This is a genomic window from Amantichitinum ursilacus, from assembly GCF_001294205.1.
Classification (GTDB): Bacteria; Pseudomonadota; Gammaproteobacteria; order Burkholderiales; family Chitinibacteraceae; genus Amantichitinum; species Amantichitinum ursilacus.
The window spans coordinates 344,380-357,570 of the sequence record NZ_LAQT01000009.1; the positions used below are offsets into that span (position 1 = coordinate 344,380).

Annotated in this window: 11 protein-coding genes; 9 read left to right on the forward strand and 2 right to left on the reverse strand. The window is 60.2% G+C overall.

Annotation, left to right across the window (positions count from 1 at the left end; genetic code table 11):
* The first annotated feature begins 442 nt into the window (after positions 1-442).
* The 5 genes from WG78_RS12895 (at position 443) to WG78_RS12915 (ending at position 8,798) form a co-directional block, all read left to right on the forward strand.
* On the forward strand, positions 443-1,642 hold the full coding sequence (locus WG78_RS12895) for an HlyD family secretion protein (RefSeq protein WP_053938233.1): 1,200 nt from the start codon (positions 443-445) through the stop codon (positions 1,640-1,642).
* A gap of 2 nt (positions 1,643-1,644) precedes the next feature.
* Positions 1,645-3,189 (forward strand): DHA2 family efflux MFS transporter permease subunit, encoded by a 1,545-nt coding sequence (locus tag WG78_RS12900; protein WP_053938234.1) that lies wholly within the window; start codon positions 1,645-1,647, stop codon positions 3,187-3,189.
* Positions 3,179-4,759, forward strand: coding sequence for an efflux transporter outer membrane subunit (locus WG78_RS12905; protein ID WP_053938235.1), 1,581 nt, complete (start codon positions 3,179-3,181; stop codon positions 4,757-4,759). The genes WG78_RS12900 and WG78_RS12905 overlap by 11 nt, the downstream gene beginning before the upstream one ends.
* A 55-nt stretch (positions 4,760-4,814) precedes the next feature.
* Entirely contained in the window at positions 4,815-6,581 is a 1,767-nt protein-coding gene (locus WG78_RS12910) for a thiamine pyrophosphate-requiring protein (protein WP_053938236.1), read from the forward strand.
* 90 nt (positions 6,582-6,671) lie between these two features.
* A complete protein-coding gene (locus tag WG78_RS12915) occupies positions 6,672-8,798 on the forward strand; it encodes a prolyl oligopeptidase family serine peptidase (protein ID WP_083459037.1) in 2,127 nt (708 codons plus the stop codon).
* 196 nt (positions 8,799-8,994) lie between these two features.
* Here the strand turns inward: WG78_RS12915 and WG78_RS12920 are convergent, their stop codons facing one another.
* Positions 8,995-9,360, reverse strand: coding sequence for a hypothetical protein (locus tag WG78_RS12920; RefSeq protein WP_053938237.1), 366 nt, complete (start codon positions 9,358-9,360; stop codon positions 8,995-8,997).
* A 124-nt stretch (positions 9,361-9,484) separates the two neighbouring features.
* Here WG78_RS12920 and WG78_RS12925 point away from each other — a divergent pair, with 124 nt between their 5' ends.
* Positions 9,485-10,624 (forward strand): acyltransferase family protein, encoded by a 1,140-nt coding sequence (locus WG78_RS12925; RefSeq protein WP_053938238.1) that lies wholly within the window; start codon positions 9,485-9,487, stop codon positions 10,622-10,624.
* A gap of 137 nt (positions 10,625-10,761) precedes the next feature.
* Here WG78_RS12925 and WG78_RS12930 read toward each other — a convergent pair whose 3' ends face one another.
* Positions 10,762-11,151 carry a hypothetical protein gene (locus WG78_RS12930; protein ID WP_053938239.1) on the reverse strand — a complete coding sequence of 130 codons (390 nt, stop codon included), beginning with the start codon at positions 11,149-11,151 and terminating at the stop codon, positions 10,762-10,764.
* Between the two features lie 139 nt (positions 11,152-11,290).
* Here WG78_RS12930 and WG78_RS12935 point away from each other — a divergent pair, with 139 nt between their 5' ends.
* From WG78_RS12935 to WG78_RS12945, 3 genes are all read left to right on the forward strand, one after another.
* Positions 11,291-11,575, forward strand: a complete 285-nt coding sequence (locus tag WG78_RS12935; protein ID WP_053938240.1) for a DUF3761 domain-containing protein — start codon at positions 11,291-11,293, stop codon at positions 11,573-11,575.
* Positions 11,576-11,675: 100 nt separating this feature from the next.
* Complete coding sequence (locus tag WG78_RS12940) at positions 11,676-12,512, forward strand: AraC family transcriptional regulator (RefSeq protein ID WP_053938241.1); 837 nt, start codon at positions 11,676-11,678, stop codon at positions 12,510-12,512.
* Positions 12,513-12,566: 54 nt separating this feature from the next.
* The gene (locus WG78_RS12945; protein WP_053938242.1) at positions 12,567-13,145 is read left to right on the forward strand and encodes a LysE family translocator; all 579 of its coding nucleotides are present in this window, start codon (positions 12,567-12,569) and stop codon (positions 13,143-13,145) included.
* Positions 13,146-13,191: the final 46 nt, after the last annotated feature.

A 13,191-nucleotide genomic window follows, 5' to 3' on the forward strand; every position in this document is an offset into this window, starting at 1 on the left:
ATGGGCGTTGCGTGTGCTTATCGCTTTCGTCTGATTACGTTGCGGTCGCATAGGGTGGGTCAAGACCCACCACCCAAAGCCGCCCGCAAGAAATGCGCAGCCCACCTTAAAGCAATTCAAATTTCCAGCAAACCCAGCAAACCCAGCAAAAGCAGCGCGTAGGGTGCGTTACCCCAAAGGGGCAACGCACATTTCGGTTATGCCACCGCCGGGCCTTAGGCCACGAACGGCGGGGAATGGCCGGGCCAAGCGCTGCCCCCTGATTGCAATCTCTACATCGTCGCTGTAGTCCCGCTCCCGGCAAGCCTTTCGGACTTTGCCGACCCACGCTCACAGGCCCGGCTGGCACGGTTTGTAGCCCTTTGCTTTGTATTCTCTTTCCTTGTTTGTAATCCTCTTTCCTTCAACGCCAGCGCAGCAGTGCTGGCTTTATGGATGCGCCATGTCCGACGCCACACCCACGCCAGCACCCGCTCACCATTCCGGTCACGATGACCAGGCCGAACACCCGGTTACCCATGCCGATCAGGACGCGCCCGCGCCGGCACCGGCGTCCGATCAAGACAAAAAGGACGACAAAGGCGAGGGCGATGGCAAGGACGATAAAAAGAAGAACAAAAAGCCGCTGTATAAACGCCCGCTGGTTATGCTGGCCATCGTCATCGTGGTCATCCTGTTGCTGTGCGCTGGCATATACGCGTGGCTGCATTCGCGCAGCCATGTCTCCACCGACGATGCGTTTATTGATGGCCGCGGTAGCCAGATTGCGGCGCAAGTTAGCGGGCGCGTCGTTAAATTGCTGGTCGACGATAACGAGATCGTGCACGCCGGCCAGCCCTTGCTCGAAATCGACGCACGCGATTATCAGGTGAAGCTGGATCAGGCTCTGGGCCAGTTGGCTAACGCTGAAGCCCAGTTGGCGCAGGCGCGGGCACAAACCCAGGTGGCCGCTGCCAACGCCGGTCAGGCCGATGCGCAGGTGCACGAGGCCGAAGTAGAAGCAGGCAATTCGGCGCGGGATCGGGCGCGCTATGAAGGCGTGGATAAAGACGCGATTTCGCAGCAGCAAGTGGACCAGGCGCAAACGCAAGATCGCACCAATGCCGCTAAAGTCGCGGCCGCCAAAGCGCAAGCGGGCGCGTCGCATCGGCAGATCGACGCAGCCTATGCTCAGGTCAAAACCGCGCAAGCCGCCGTGGTCAGCGCTCGCGCGCAAGTCAAAGCGGCCGAGCTGCAACTGTCCTACACCCATGTGGTGGCGCCAGTGGATGGCCGCATCACCAAGCGGTCGGTGGAAAGCGGCAATTATGTAAATCCGGGCCAGGCCTTGCTCGCCATCGTCGGCCAGCAACTGTGGATTACCGCCAACTTCAAAGAAACCCAGCTCACCAATATGCACGCCGGGCAGCCGGTTGAGATCAAGGTGGATACCTATCCCGGCGTTAAATTCAATGGCAAGGTCGCCAGCATCCAGGCTGGCACCGGCTCGTATTTCAGCCAGCTACCTGCGGAGAACGCCACCGGCAACTACGTGAAAGTGGTGCAGCGGCTGCCGGTCAAAATCTGGTTTGACGATGACCGCATCCACCAGTATTTGCTGGTGCCCGGTATGTCGGTGGTGCCCACCGTGACGGTGAAATAAGCATGGCCGCCGCGCTGCCTCGTTCCGCCGCAGGCAATCACAGCCCCTGGTTGATTGCGTTTGTGGTGTCGATTGCCAGTTTTATGGAAGTGCTGGATACCACCATCGCCAACGTCGCCTTGCGCAATATCGCAGGCGGCTTGGGGGCGGGCCAGGATGAAAGCACCTGGATCATCACCAGCTACCTGATCAGCAACGCCATCATCCTGCCCATCTCGGGCTGGCTGTCCACGCTGATCGGGCGCAAACGCTTTTACATGATTTGCGTGGCGATCTTTACGGGCAGCTCGCTGATGTGCGCGCTGTCGACCAATCTGCCGATGATGTTGTTCTTCCGCGTGCTGCAAGGCATTGGCGGCGGCGGGCTGGCGCCGACCGAACAATCGATCTTCGCCGACAGCTTTCCGCCGGAAAAACACGCCCAGGCGTTTGCGCTGTACGGCGTTACCGTGGTGCTTGCGCCTGCGATCGGGCCGTATCTAGGCGGCTGGCTAACCGACACCTTTTCGTGGCACTGGATTTTCCTGATCAATGTGCCGGTCGGTTTGCTTTCGCTCACTCTGATCCAGTTGTTTGTGGACGAGCCCGCCATTCTGGCCAAAGACAAAGACGAATTGCTTAACAGTGGCATTCCGCTGGACTGGCTCGGCTTTGTGCTTACCGCCAGTACCTTTGGTTTTCTGCAGGTGGTACTGGATCGTTTCCAGCAGCAGGACGGCTTTGCCTCGACCTCGATCACGATGATGTTTGTGGTGTTTGTGGTGTCCCTGATCGCGCTGATTTTTTGGGAGTGGAATCACCCGCGCCCGGCGGTTGACGTCAAATTGTTCAAGCTGCGCTCGTTCTCCGCCGCCAATGTGGTGATGTTTGTGATCGGCTTTACGCTGTTTTCCACCACCCAGCTCATCCCGCAAATGACGCAGGAACTGATGGGTTATGACGCCATGACCGCAGGCAAAACGCTGGCGCTGGGCGGCCTGGCCACCACGCTGATGATGCCGGTGGCGGGGCTGGTGGTGGGGCGAGTCATCCAGCCCAAATGGCTGGTGCTGACCTCGCTGGTGATCTCGGGTATGGCCATGATCCACGTCAGTCATCTGGACACCACAGCCTCGCTCAGCGATATCGCGTTGTCGCGGGCCTATCAGGCGGTGTCGTTGCCGTTCTTGTTTGTCTCGATTACCGCCGCGGGCTATATCGGCGTGCCGGAAGACCGCAACAGTCAGGCGTCTTCGATTCTGAATTTGTCGCGCAACCTGGGCGGCAGTGTGGGCGTGTCGTTTGCCACCACGTTGCTGGCCTGGCGCGAGCAATTTCACCACGCGCGGCTGGCCGAACATATTTCGCCGCTTAGCCGCTTGCCGCAAGACGTTACCGCCAGCGCCGCCGCGCTGGCGCAGCAGGGTCAACAACTGGTGCAACCGCAGGCGCAATTGATGGGTTATCTCGATATTTTCTGGCTGTTTGGTGTGGCGTGTATCGCGCTTTGGCCGGTGGCCTTATTGCTTAAGAATCTGCCACAGGGAGGCGCCGCTCATGGTCATTAAGCCAACCTTGCGCAGCGTTGGTCTGATGACGCTGGTGGTTTTGGGCGGCTGCGCTGCAGTCGGCCCCGACTGGCATACGCCTGAAGCCTCAGCCCCGGCCAACTGGTCCGGCCCGGCCGCCAGCGCCGCGGCCAGCCTGACTGCCAGCCCGGTCGCGGTAGCCAACGCGAGCGCCGTGGCCAGCGCACCGGCCAGCGCCAGCGTCTGGCGTGATGACTGGTGGAACAGCTTTAACGATCCGGTGTTATCGCAGTTGGTGCATGACGCGCAAGTCCAGAGTCTGGATGTGCAATTGGCGCTCAACCGCATTGCCCAGGCGCGCGCACAACGCGCCGCTGCCACCGGCGCGTATTGGCCCAAGGTGGATGGCACGGCGTCGGTAACGCGGCAAAAAATCAGCGAGAAGGGCGTAGCCACCAGCCTGGGCGGTTCCAGCGGCGGCGGTGCCAGTGGTGGTTCCAGCGGGGGTAGTTCGGGCGGCGGCTCCAGCATGCCGATACCCGGCAGCCTGCTTGCGCCGTTCAATCTGTTCCAGTTGGGTTTTGACGCCAGTTGGGAACTCGATTTGTGGGGCAAGGTGCGCCGCCAGGTCGAAGCTGCCGATGCCAGTACCGACGCCGCCGTGGCGGGTAGCCAGGATGCGCGGATCTCGCTGGCGGCGGAAGTGGCGCGCACCTATATGCAATTGCGCGGCGTGCAGGCGCAACTGGCGCTGATCGATATTGACCTGAATATCCAGAAACGCTTGGGTGAGATTACGCGGTCGCGTAAAGAGCACGGCTTTGATACCGATGCGGAAATCGCCCAGGTCGATGCGCAAAAGCTCAGCACGCAATCGCAATTGCCGCAGTTACAACAACAGCAAGCGCAACTGGAAAACCAGCTCAGCCAATTACTGGCTCTGCCGCCCGGCGCGCTCAATCAGCTGCTGGACCAGGCGCAGCCGCTGCCGCCCGAGCCGCCCGCGGTGCCGGTCGGTCTGCCCGGTGATCTGCTGCGCCGCCGCCCCGATGTCCGCCAGGCTGAGGCGCAAGTGCATGCGGTGACCGCGCAGATTGGTGTGGCCGAAGCGGCCTTGTTTCCCAGTCTGACGCTGGATTTGGGCGGCGGCTTTCAGTCCACCACCTGGCCCGATCTCAAAACCTGGGCGGCGCGCTTTTTTAATGTCGGGCCGCAGTTGTCGTTTCCGATTTTTGAGGGCGGTCGCCTACGCGCCAATGTGCAGATCGCCAATACGCAGCAGCAACAGGCCGTGCTGCAATATCGCCAGACCGTACTTAACGCGTATCACGATGCCGATAACGCCTTGATTGCCTGCGCGCGTGAGCACGAACGCGAGAAGTCATTACACGACCAGGTGGGCCAGCTCGACCGCGCGGTGCGGGTCGGCTTTGCCCGTTATCACAATGGTCTGGTGCCGTTTATGCAAGTGCTGCAAGCCGAGCGCGACTACAACCAGGCGCAGCAGCAATTGCTGCAGAGCCAGGTGACGTCGGCCAGCAACCTGGTGGCGTTGTACAAGGCGCTGGGTGGCGGCTGGCAAAGCGCGGAGGCCGTCGCCGCACAGTAAGCAGCAGCCGCACTTCTCGATTCCGATTTCTGATTGCATTGCAAGGAGTAGCACGATGGCACAAACCACCAGCGAATTTCTGGTTGATCGATTGGCGGAATGGGGCGTGCGACGCGTCTATGGCTACCCGGGCGATGGCATCAATGGCGTGATGGGTGCATTGCGCCGTACCAAAACCGGCATCGAATTCGTGCAGGTGCGGCATGAAGAAATGGCCGCCTTTATGGCGGTGGCGCAAGCCAAATTTGGCGGCGGTGTCGGTGTGTGTATGGCCACCTCCGGGCCGGGCGCCATCCATTTGCTGAATGGCTTGTATGACGCCAAAGCCGATCACCAACCCGTGGTGGCAATTATTGGCCAGCAAAAGCGCTCGGCGCTGGGCAGTCATTATCAGCAAGAAGTGGATCTGGCCAATTTGTTTGCCGACGTCAGCGATTACGTGCAAATGGTGGTCGACCCGGCGCAATTGCGCCACGTGATCGATCGCGCTTTCCGCATTGCGCAAGCGCATCGCACCGTCACCACCATTATTCTGCCCAACGATATCCAAGAGCTGCCCGCCGTGCCGCTGCCGCCGCGCGCGCATGGCAGCGTGTTCTCGGGTGTCGGTCTGGTCGAGCCCAACGTGCAGCCATCCGCACTGTCCTTGCACGAGGCCGCCGCGATTCTCAATGCGGGGCAGAAGGTGGCGATTCTGGTCGGTGCAGGCGCATTGCATGCCACTGCCGAAGTGGAAAAGATTGCCGACGTGCTCGGCGCGGGCGTCGCCAAAGCCTTGCTGGGCAAGGCGGTGCTGCCGGACGAGCTGCCGTATGTCACTGGCTCGATCGGCTTGCTGGGCACGCGCGCCAGTTGGGATCTGATGCAGGAATGCGATACCTTGCTGATGATCGGCTCCAGCTTTCCCTATTCCGAATTCCTGCCCGAACCCGGCAAGGCGCGCGGCGTGCAGATCGATATCGATCCGGCCATGATCAACCTGCGCTACCCGATGGAAGCCGCGTTGGTCGGCGACACCAAACTCACGCTGCAAGCCTTGCTGCCGCTGCTGCAAACCAAAACCGACCGCAGTTGGCAAAACAAGGTGATGGCCAATGTGCGCGACTGGTGGGACACCTTGCGCAATCGCGCCATGGTCGACGCCAGCCCGCTTAATCCGCAACGCGTGCTGTGGGAGTTGTCGCCGCTGCTGCCCGAGCGCGCCATAGTCTGCGCCGATAGCGGTTCGGTGGCCAACTGGTATGCGCGCGACGTTAAATTGCGGCCGGGGATGTCCGGTTCCTTGTCGGGCGGTCTGGCCTCGATGGGCGCGGGGGTGCCGTATGCAATCGGCGCCAAATTTACCCATCCCGATCGCCCGGTGATTGCCTTGATGGGCGATGGCGCAATGCAAATGAACGGCAATGCCGAACTGGTGACGGTGGCCAAATACTGGAAACAATGGGCTGATCCCCGTTTTGTGGTGCTGGTGCTGAATAACCGCGATCTGAATCAGGTGACGTGGGAACAACGCGCCATGGAAGGTGACGCCAAGTTCAGCGGCTCGCAGGATTTGCCGGATTTCTCGTATGCCGCTTACGCCGAATTGCTGGGCTTTAAGGGCATCCGCATCGGCAATCCCGAAGAAATCGCGCCCGCGTGGCAAGAAGCATTTTCGTGCGGCCGTCCGTGCGTGATCGAGGCGTATACCGACCCCGATGTGCCGCCGCTGCCGCCGTACTTTACGTTTGAACAAGCACGCAATTATCTGTCGGCCATCCTCAAGGGCGACCCGGACGCTGGTGCGATCATTCGCGCGGCGTACAAGCAAATCCGCGCGTAAGACCCCTCGCGCAACAACGTACACAGCGGCGCTGCCCTGGGCGGTGGGAATGCGGGTATAAAACCCGCTTCCTTCCCCCAGAGGCATGCCATGTTTGTGAAACCTGCTCTGCTCGCGGCGCTGTTGATCACCGCTACGACGCAATCCGCTTTGGCGCTGGACTATCCGTCCGCCGCGCGCCAGCCCGTGGTGAATACTTATCACGGTGTTGCGGTGACCGATGATTATCAATGGCTGGAAGACGGCGACAGTGCCGCAACCCGGAAATGGGTGGCGGGCGAGAACGCGCTCAGCCGGCAATGGTTGGACGCCGTGCCTGGTCGCGCCGCCTTGCATACGCAGATCAACGCCTTGATTACCTCGAATTCCAACGCGTATTTCGATCTGGTGGAGCGCGGTGGCGTCTGGTTTGCCATGAAACGCCAACCTCCCAAACAGCAGCCACTGCTGGTGACGCTGAGCAATCCCGACGATCTGGCCAGCGAGAAAGTAGTGCTGGACCCGAATACGCTGAGCGCCGATGGCACCGTCACGATCGATTTTTATATGCCTTCCAACGACGGTGGCAAGGTGGCGGTCTCGTTGTCGGAAAAAGGTAGCGAAGACGGCACGTTGCACGTGTTTGACACCGCAACCGGCAAAGACAGTGGCGACCGCGTGCCGCGCGCGGCGTACCCAACGGGTGGCGGCACGGTGGCGTGGGACAGCAACGGCAGCGGCCTGTATTACACGCGCTACCCCGCGCCGGGCGAGCGTGCCGAGGCTGACATCCACTTTTATCAGCAAGTGTATTTCCACGCGCTGGGTACCGATGCACGCAAGGATCGCTATGAAGCGGGCAAAGACTTTCCGCGCATTGCCGAAACGCGGTTGAGCGCCTCGCGCGATGGTCGCTATCTGGCGGTGATGGTGGCCAATGGCGATGGCGGCGACGCGGCGTTGTATTTCAAGAACACGGCCGGCGGCGGCTGGCGCAAATTGGCGGCGGATGCCGACGGCGTTAAAAACGCGGTGTTCGGCGAAGACGGTTATCTATATCTGTTGTCACGCGCCGCCGCGCCGCGCGGCAAAGTGCTGCGCCTTGATCTGCGCAAGCCCGATCTGGCCCATGCGCAAACCGTAATGGCGCAGGGCGAGGGCACCATCGACCATTTTGTGGTGGGCAAAGGCCGTTTGTATGTGGCCGAACTGGTCGGTGGACCGTCGCAGTTGCTGGAAGTGGATCTGCGCACCAAGGCGCAACGCGTATTGCCGACGCCTGCGGTGAGCGGCGTGGATGATCTGGCGGTTGATGCGCGTGGCCGTGTGCTGGCGCATGTCACTAGCTATCTGAACCCGATGGCCTGGTATTCGGTGGATGACAATACGCTGAATAAAACCGCGCTGGCCGTTACCTCCGCGGCCGATTACGGCGATAGCGAAATCGTGCGCGAATTTGCGACGTCTAAAGATGGCACGCAAATCCCACTCAATATTCTTAAACGCAAAGGCACGAAACTCGACGGCAGCAACCCGACGTTGTTGTACGGCTACGGCGGCTATGGTGTGAGCATGACGCCATTCTTTAGCGCGGCATCGCGTGTCTGGCTGGCGCGTGGCGGCGTTTACGTCATTGCCAATATCCGCGGCGGTGGCGAATTTGGCGAAGCCTGGCATCTGGCGGGCAATCTGACGCACAAGCAAACCGTGTTCGATGACTTTATTGCGTCGGCGCAATATCTGGAAAAAGCCGGTTATACCTCCCCGCAAAAACTGGCGATCATGGGCGGCAGTAATGGCGGCTTGTTGATGGGCGCCGCGCTGACGCAACGGCCCGATCTCTATCGCGCAGTGGTCAGTTCGGTGGGCATTTACGATATGTTGCGCGTCGAACTCGACCCCAATGGCGCGTTTAATGTGACCGAATTTGGCAGCGTAAAAGACCCGGCGCAATTCGCGGCGCTGTATGCCTATTCGCCGTTGCATCACGTTAAAGATGGCACGGCTTACCCGTCAATATTGATGCTGACGGGTGATCATGATGGGCGTGTTAATCCAGCGCACTCGCGCAAGATGATCGCGCGTTTGCAGGCGGCCAATCCATCCGGCAATCCAGTATTGCTGCGTACCAGCGCCAGCAGCGGCCACGGCATGGGGACGGCGCTGTCGGAATTGATTGATCAGGTCACCGATCAATATGCGTTTTTGATGCACGAGTTGGGCATGGCAATTGAATAAGTGACTAGCCGCAATAAATAAAAATGCGCCGCTGGATATGCGGCGCATTTTTATTGTGACCAGTCACTCAATGTCGCGACTGAAATTTAAATTCCGTTTAAAACATGAATTTAAATAAGATATGTGATCTGATGCATTAGATTAAAGAGGGGTCGTTGTGATTTGGCCGCCGCCGCCGCACTGTCACACAAGGCGTTCATTCCCGAATTCGTTGCCATGTTTCCAGTTCAACGCGTAGTCCGTTTTCCCAGCGCTCATTAATCCAGGTGTCGCCGTCCAGACGCGCTTTAAAGGCAAACTGGCGCTCCAGCATCGATGGGTTGTACGCCAGCAATGGCGATTCAATATATTCGCCGCCATCGCGCACTTCATAGCGCCCGGTGGCGCAACCGTAAAACCCGCCTGTGCTGCTGCTGGTAAAGCTGAAGTGGCCATCAATCAATAGTTTGATCGAGGACACGCCGGCCTCATCGTAATGTGTGACTAGGCCGTTCTCTTCGACAAATTCGCCAGAAAGCAGACGCCACGCGCCGTTGAGGTCGGATGCTTGTTGCAAGGCCATACGTTGAACTCCTGAGGACAAGAGCGCTCACTCTACGAGTAAATCATGTGTAAGATCGCGCGCTGGTTTGCCCGCCTTGCGATGTAACCGGCGCGGCGCATTTTTGATTGCCTGCAGGTGTTTGATGACCGCTTCCGCCCACCGCAACCATGGCCTTGATACGCTGCGCGCCGCCGCGATTACGCTGGTGTTTATGTATCACTACGCCGTGTTCGTCAGCCATACCAACACCTTTGGCGTGTTCAGCGAAATCGGCTGGGTGGGCGTCGATCTGTTTTTTGTGCTGAGCGGTTATCTGATCGCCAATCAGTTGCTGGCCGGCCTGGTGCAGGGCCAGCGCATCTCGTTTAAAGCGTTTTATGCGCGCAGGGCGTTGCGAACCCTGCCAGTGTTCTGGGTGACGCTGGCGCTGTTTTTTATTTTCCCGGACCAGTTGGGTGGCAATCCGCCGCCACCGCTTTGGCGCTTTCTGACGTTTACGCAGAACTGGTGGCTAACGCCCGGCACCGCGTTTTCGCACGCGTGGTCTTTGTGTGTGGAAGAACAGTTTTACCTGGTGCTGCCGCTGTTGCTCACGCTGGGCGTATTGCTGGCGCGTCGTTGGCCCAAACGTGCGGCCTGGTGGGCGTGGGGTGTGCTGCTGGTCGCAGGCATTGCCACGCGTATTTATTACTGGGGCGAAGTCGGGCCAGATCCACGTGGCTTTACTTATTACAAGTACATCTATTTTTCCACGCTATGCCGTGCCGATGAATTTCTGCCCGGGGTGGGCGTGGCGATGCTGCGGCATTTGCATCCACTACTGTGGCAACGCATCACGGCGCGCGGCTCGCGCAATTTGCTGCTGGGTGTGTTGGCAACGCTGGTGATGCTGGGGCTGGTGCATCGCGCCATGTATATCGAAGGCTATGGCTACACCTTCTGGATGACCGCGCTGGGCTATACCGGCATCGCTGGCGCCTTTGCGCTGCTGGTGCTGGCGGCGTTAAGCCCGTCCAGCCTGTTGGCGCGCGTACGCATGCCGGGCGCGCAACGGCTGGCGCTGTGGTCCTATTCGTTTTATTTGATTCATAAGCCGGTGGCCTGGGTGGTGGCGCAGCAGCTGGAGCGTTGGCATCCGGCCGAGATCGTGCGGCTACCGGTTGTGACCGCACTGTGTTTGTTGGCGGGGTGGTTATTGCATCGTGCCGTGGAGCAGCCGTTTATGGCGCTGCGGCAAAAGCGAGTGCCGGCGCAGTTCCGACTGGCTCCGGCGGCGGCGTAATGCTTGTGAGGCAGTTCACGCAGCGCAACATCGGTGAAGGTGGCGCGGCGGCGATGCCCCTATAGTGGTTGCTGCAAGCCGTGCAGGGCTTGGTTTTACCGCATCGCCCGTGGCCCGCCCCAGGTCACGGGCCTTTTTTATGCCTGCAGCCGTTGCAAGCGCCCTTTGTTCAGTTCGCACATCAACGGTTGGCCTTGCACCGGCTTGATTTCGGCAATCAGCAGCAAGTACAGCTCCAGCAAATGCAACTGGCCTTTGCCTGCGTAGATCATCACATGGCGACGTCCTTGCGCCACCACCTTACCGCGATACAGATTGCTTTCGTTAAAGCGCACGCGGCCCAGGCGAAACCATGAACGGAATTTCATTTCCAGGACGCCGCGTTCCATGATGTCGCGCTCTTGCTCGGCCTGGTCGCGCGCGATGAACACCAACGACACGCGGATGTCTTTGAGATTGAACACGGCCCAGCCGGTGCGGATTTCATCGGCCGCGCGTTTGATCGTGTAATGGGTTTGCGTACTCACTGTGTGTTGTCCTGCTGCTTGCATCGCCCGGTAGGCGCTACAGCGAATGTGGAATTTTGCGACAATGTCCGCAAGTGCGGAGTTGTACCAGTTGTACTTTGCGGTACGCCTTCGCAGTGCTTGATGGAGTGTAAACCTGATGAAACGATGGCTCGTTGCGCTGCTCGTGGTGGCGGTTGTATCGCCTGCATGGGCGCGCATTACGGTGGAAAAAGCCTCTGGCCCGGCCGCCGCGCCGACGCTGGAGCCCGGAACGTTTATTAATCAGGCGGGCCACGTGGTGCGCAAGGCCGCACCCGTGGTGGCGGGTTCAGCCCCGGCAGGCGCAACCGCACACTGTGGTGACAATACCTACAGTTTTGATCAGGGCCGTCGCGGCGCGTGCAGGCGGCATGGCGGCGTGGCCGACTGGCTGGGCGATTAAGCCGGGGATGGGCTTGATGCCGCAGTCCGCTGCACAAATCTTCCAGACTCTTCTGAATGACATCCACTAAGTTTGCCAGTCTGGCGGAGGAATCGGCGTAATGAGCGAGAACAACTGGGTCAATCTGTTCAAGGATGCCGATACGGGCATCGAGACGCTGCACGCCCATTTTGAAGGCCATGCCTACGATCCGCATTGGCACGACAGCTATCTGGTGGGCTTTACTGAAACCGGTGTGCAGCAGTTTGATTGTCGCGGGCAGCGCCACGTCAGCACGCCGGGCGCGGTGTTCATGCTGGACCCGGGCGAAATCCACGATGGCGAGGCCCCGGCCGAAGCGGGCTTCACCTATCGCACGCTCTACATTGATCCACACTGGCTGGAGCGCGAAATGCGCGTGTTGTTTCCTGATGCCGCCTCGACCGCGCAAGCCGGGTTTACCCAGACCCTGGCCATGGACCCGGCGCTGGCCCATGCGATTGCGGGCGCGTGGGACAGCCTGCAGGCGCCCGAATTGCGCATCGTGCGCCAAGGCGTGCTGGACCGCTTTCTGGCGCGGTTAAGTCCGCATCTGCAGTGGCGCATTCCGCTGCAGCAAGATCCGCGTTTGCCGGCGGTGGCGCGGCGTGCCCGCGATTATCTGCATGCGCACCTCACTGAGGATATAGACCTGGACCGGCTGGCGCAGATTGCGGGAGCGGACCGCTTCAGATTGTCACGCGCGTTCAAGGCGGCGTTTGGGCTGGCGCCGCATGCCTATCTGGTGCAATTGCGACTGGCGCGAGCGCGGCATTTGCTGGCGCAGGGTCAGACGCCGGTGCAAGTGGCCAGTGCGCTGGGCTTTGCCGATCAAAGTCATCTGGGGCGCTGGTTTATGCGTGCCTATCGCATGACGCCCGCGCACTATCGCAAACGCTGCACGAACCTTCCAGACTGAAAATCCCTGCCACGGCACCATCGAAACCTGTCCCTGTTTTGAAGGTGGTGCGTGATGAATCAACTGTGGCCCTTTTTGATATTCAGCCTGGTGGCGTCGATTACGCCGGGCCCGACCAATGTATTGGTGTTAGGCCAAAGCGCGCGTTATGGCTTGCGTCAGGCGGTGCCGCTGGTGGTGCTGGGCGGCGCGGCCGCCGCGTCGATGATTGTGCTGGTGGGTTTTGGTCTGGGCGAAGTGGCGCATTGGGCGCCCGCATTGCGCGTGGCGCTGACGTGGGGTGGCGCATGGTGGCTTAGCGTGATGGCCGTGCAGCTTTGGCGCGCCGCCGATATGCAACTGTCGACCGCGCAAGTGGGCAAGCCGGTGGCGGGGTGGCAGGCGGCGGCGCTGCAATTGATCAATCCTAAAAGCTGGGTGATGGCGCTGACCGTCACCAGCGTGTTCGGTCATGCAGGCGCGCTATGGCAACTGGCTTTGCTGTTCTGGTTGCTGTCGATGCCATGTATGGGCTTATGGGCGGCGTTGGGTTCAGCGGCCCAGCGGATGTTGCCGTCGGCCCGGGCCATGGGTTGGTTTAATCGCACGATGGCGGTGTTGCTGTTGGCGTCGACCTGGATTGCGATTTTGTAGCCAGGGCGTGGTACAGGCGTAAAAAAGGGCGACCGCGGTCGCCCTT

Bases quoted from the DNA above. Each gene is read 5' to 3' on its own strand.
- WG78_RS12910 (WP_053938236.1), top strand. From the start codon at position 4,815: ATGGCACAAACCACCAGCGAATTTCTGGTTGATCGATTGGCGGAATGG.
- WG78_RS12945 (WP_053938242.1), top strand. From the start codon at position 12,567: ATGAATCAACTGTGGCCCTTTTTGATATTCAGCCTGGTGGCGTCGATT.
- WG78_RS12900 (WP_053938234.1), top strand. From the start codon at position 1,645: ATGGCCGCCGCGCTGCCTCGTTCCGCCGCAGGCAATCACAGCCCCTGG.
- WG78_RS12925 (WP_053938238.1), top strand. From the start codon at position 9,485: ATGACCGCTTCCGCCCACCGCAACCATGGCCTTGATACGCTGCGCGCC.
- WG78_RS12940 (WP_053938241.1), top strand. From the start codon at position 11,676: ATGAGCGAGAACAACTGGGTCAATCTGTTCAAGGATGCCGATACGGGC.
- WG78_RS12905 (WP_053938235.1), top strand. From the start codon at position 3,179: ATGGTCATTAAGCCAACCTTGCGCAGCGTTGGTCTGATGACGCTGGTG.
- WG78_RS12920 (WP_053938237.1), bottom strand. From the start codon at position 9,360: ATGGCCTTGCAACAAGCATCCGACCTCAACGGCGCGTGGCGTCTGCTT.
- WG78_RS12895 (WP_053938233.1), top strand. From the start codon at position 443: ATGTCCGACGCCACACCCACGCCAGCACCCGCTCACCATTCCGGTCAC.
- WG78_RS12935 (WP_053938240.1), top strand. From the start codon at position 11,291: ATGAAACGATGGCTCGTTGCGCTGCTCGTGGTGGCGGTTGTATCGCCT.
- WG78_RS12915 (WP_083459037.1), top strand. From the start codon at position 6,672: ATGTTTGTGAAACCTGCTCTGCTCGCGGCGCTGTTGATCACCGCTACG.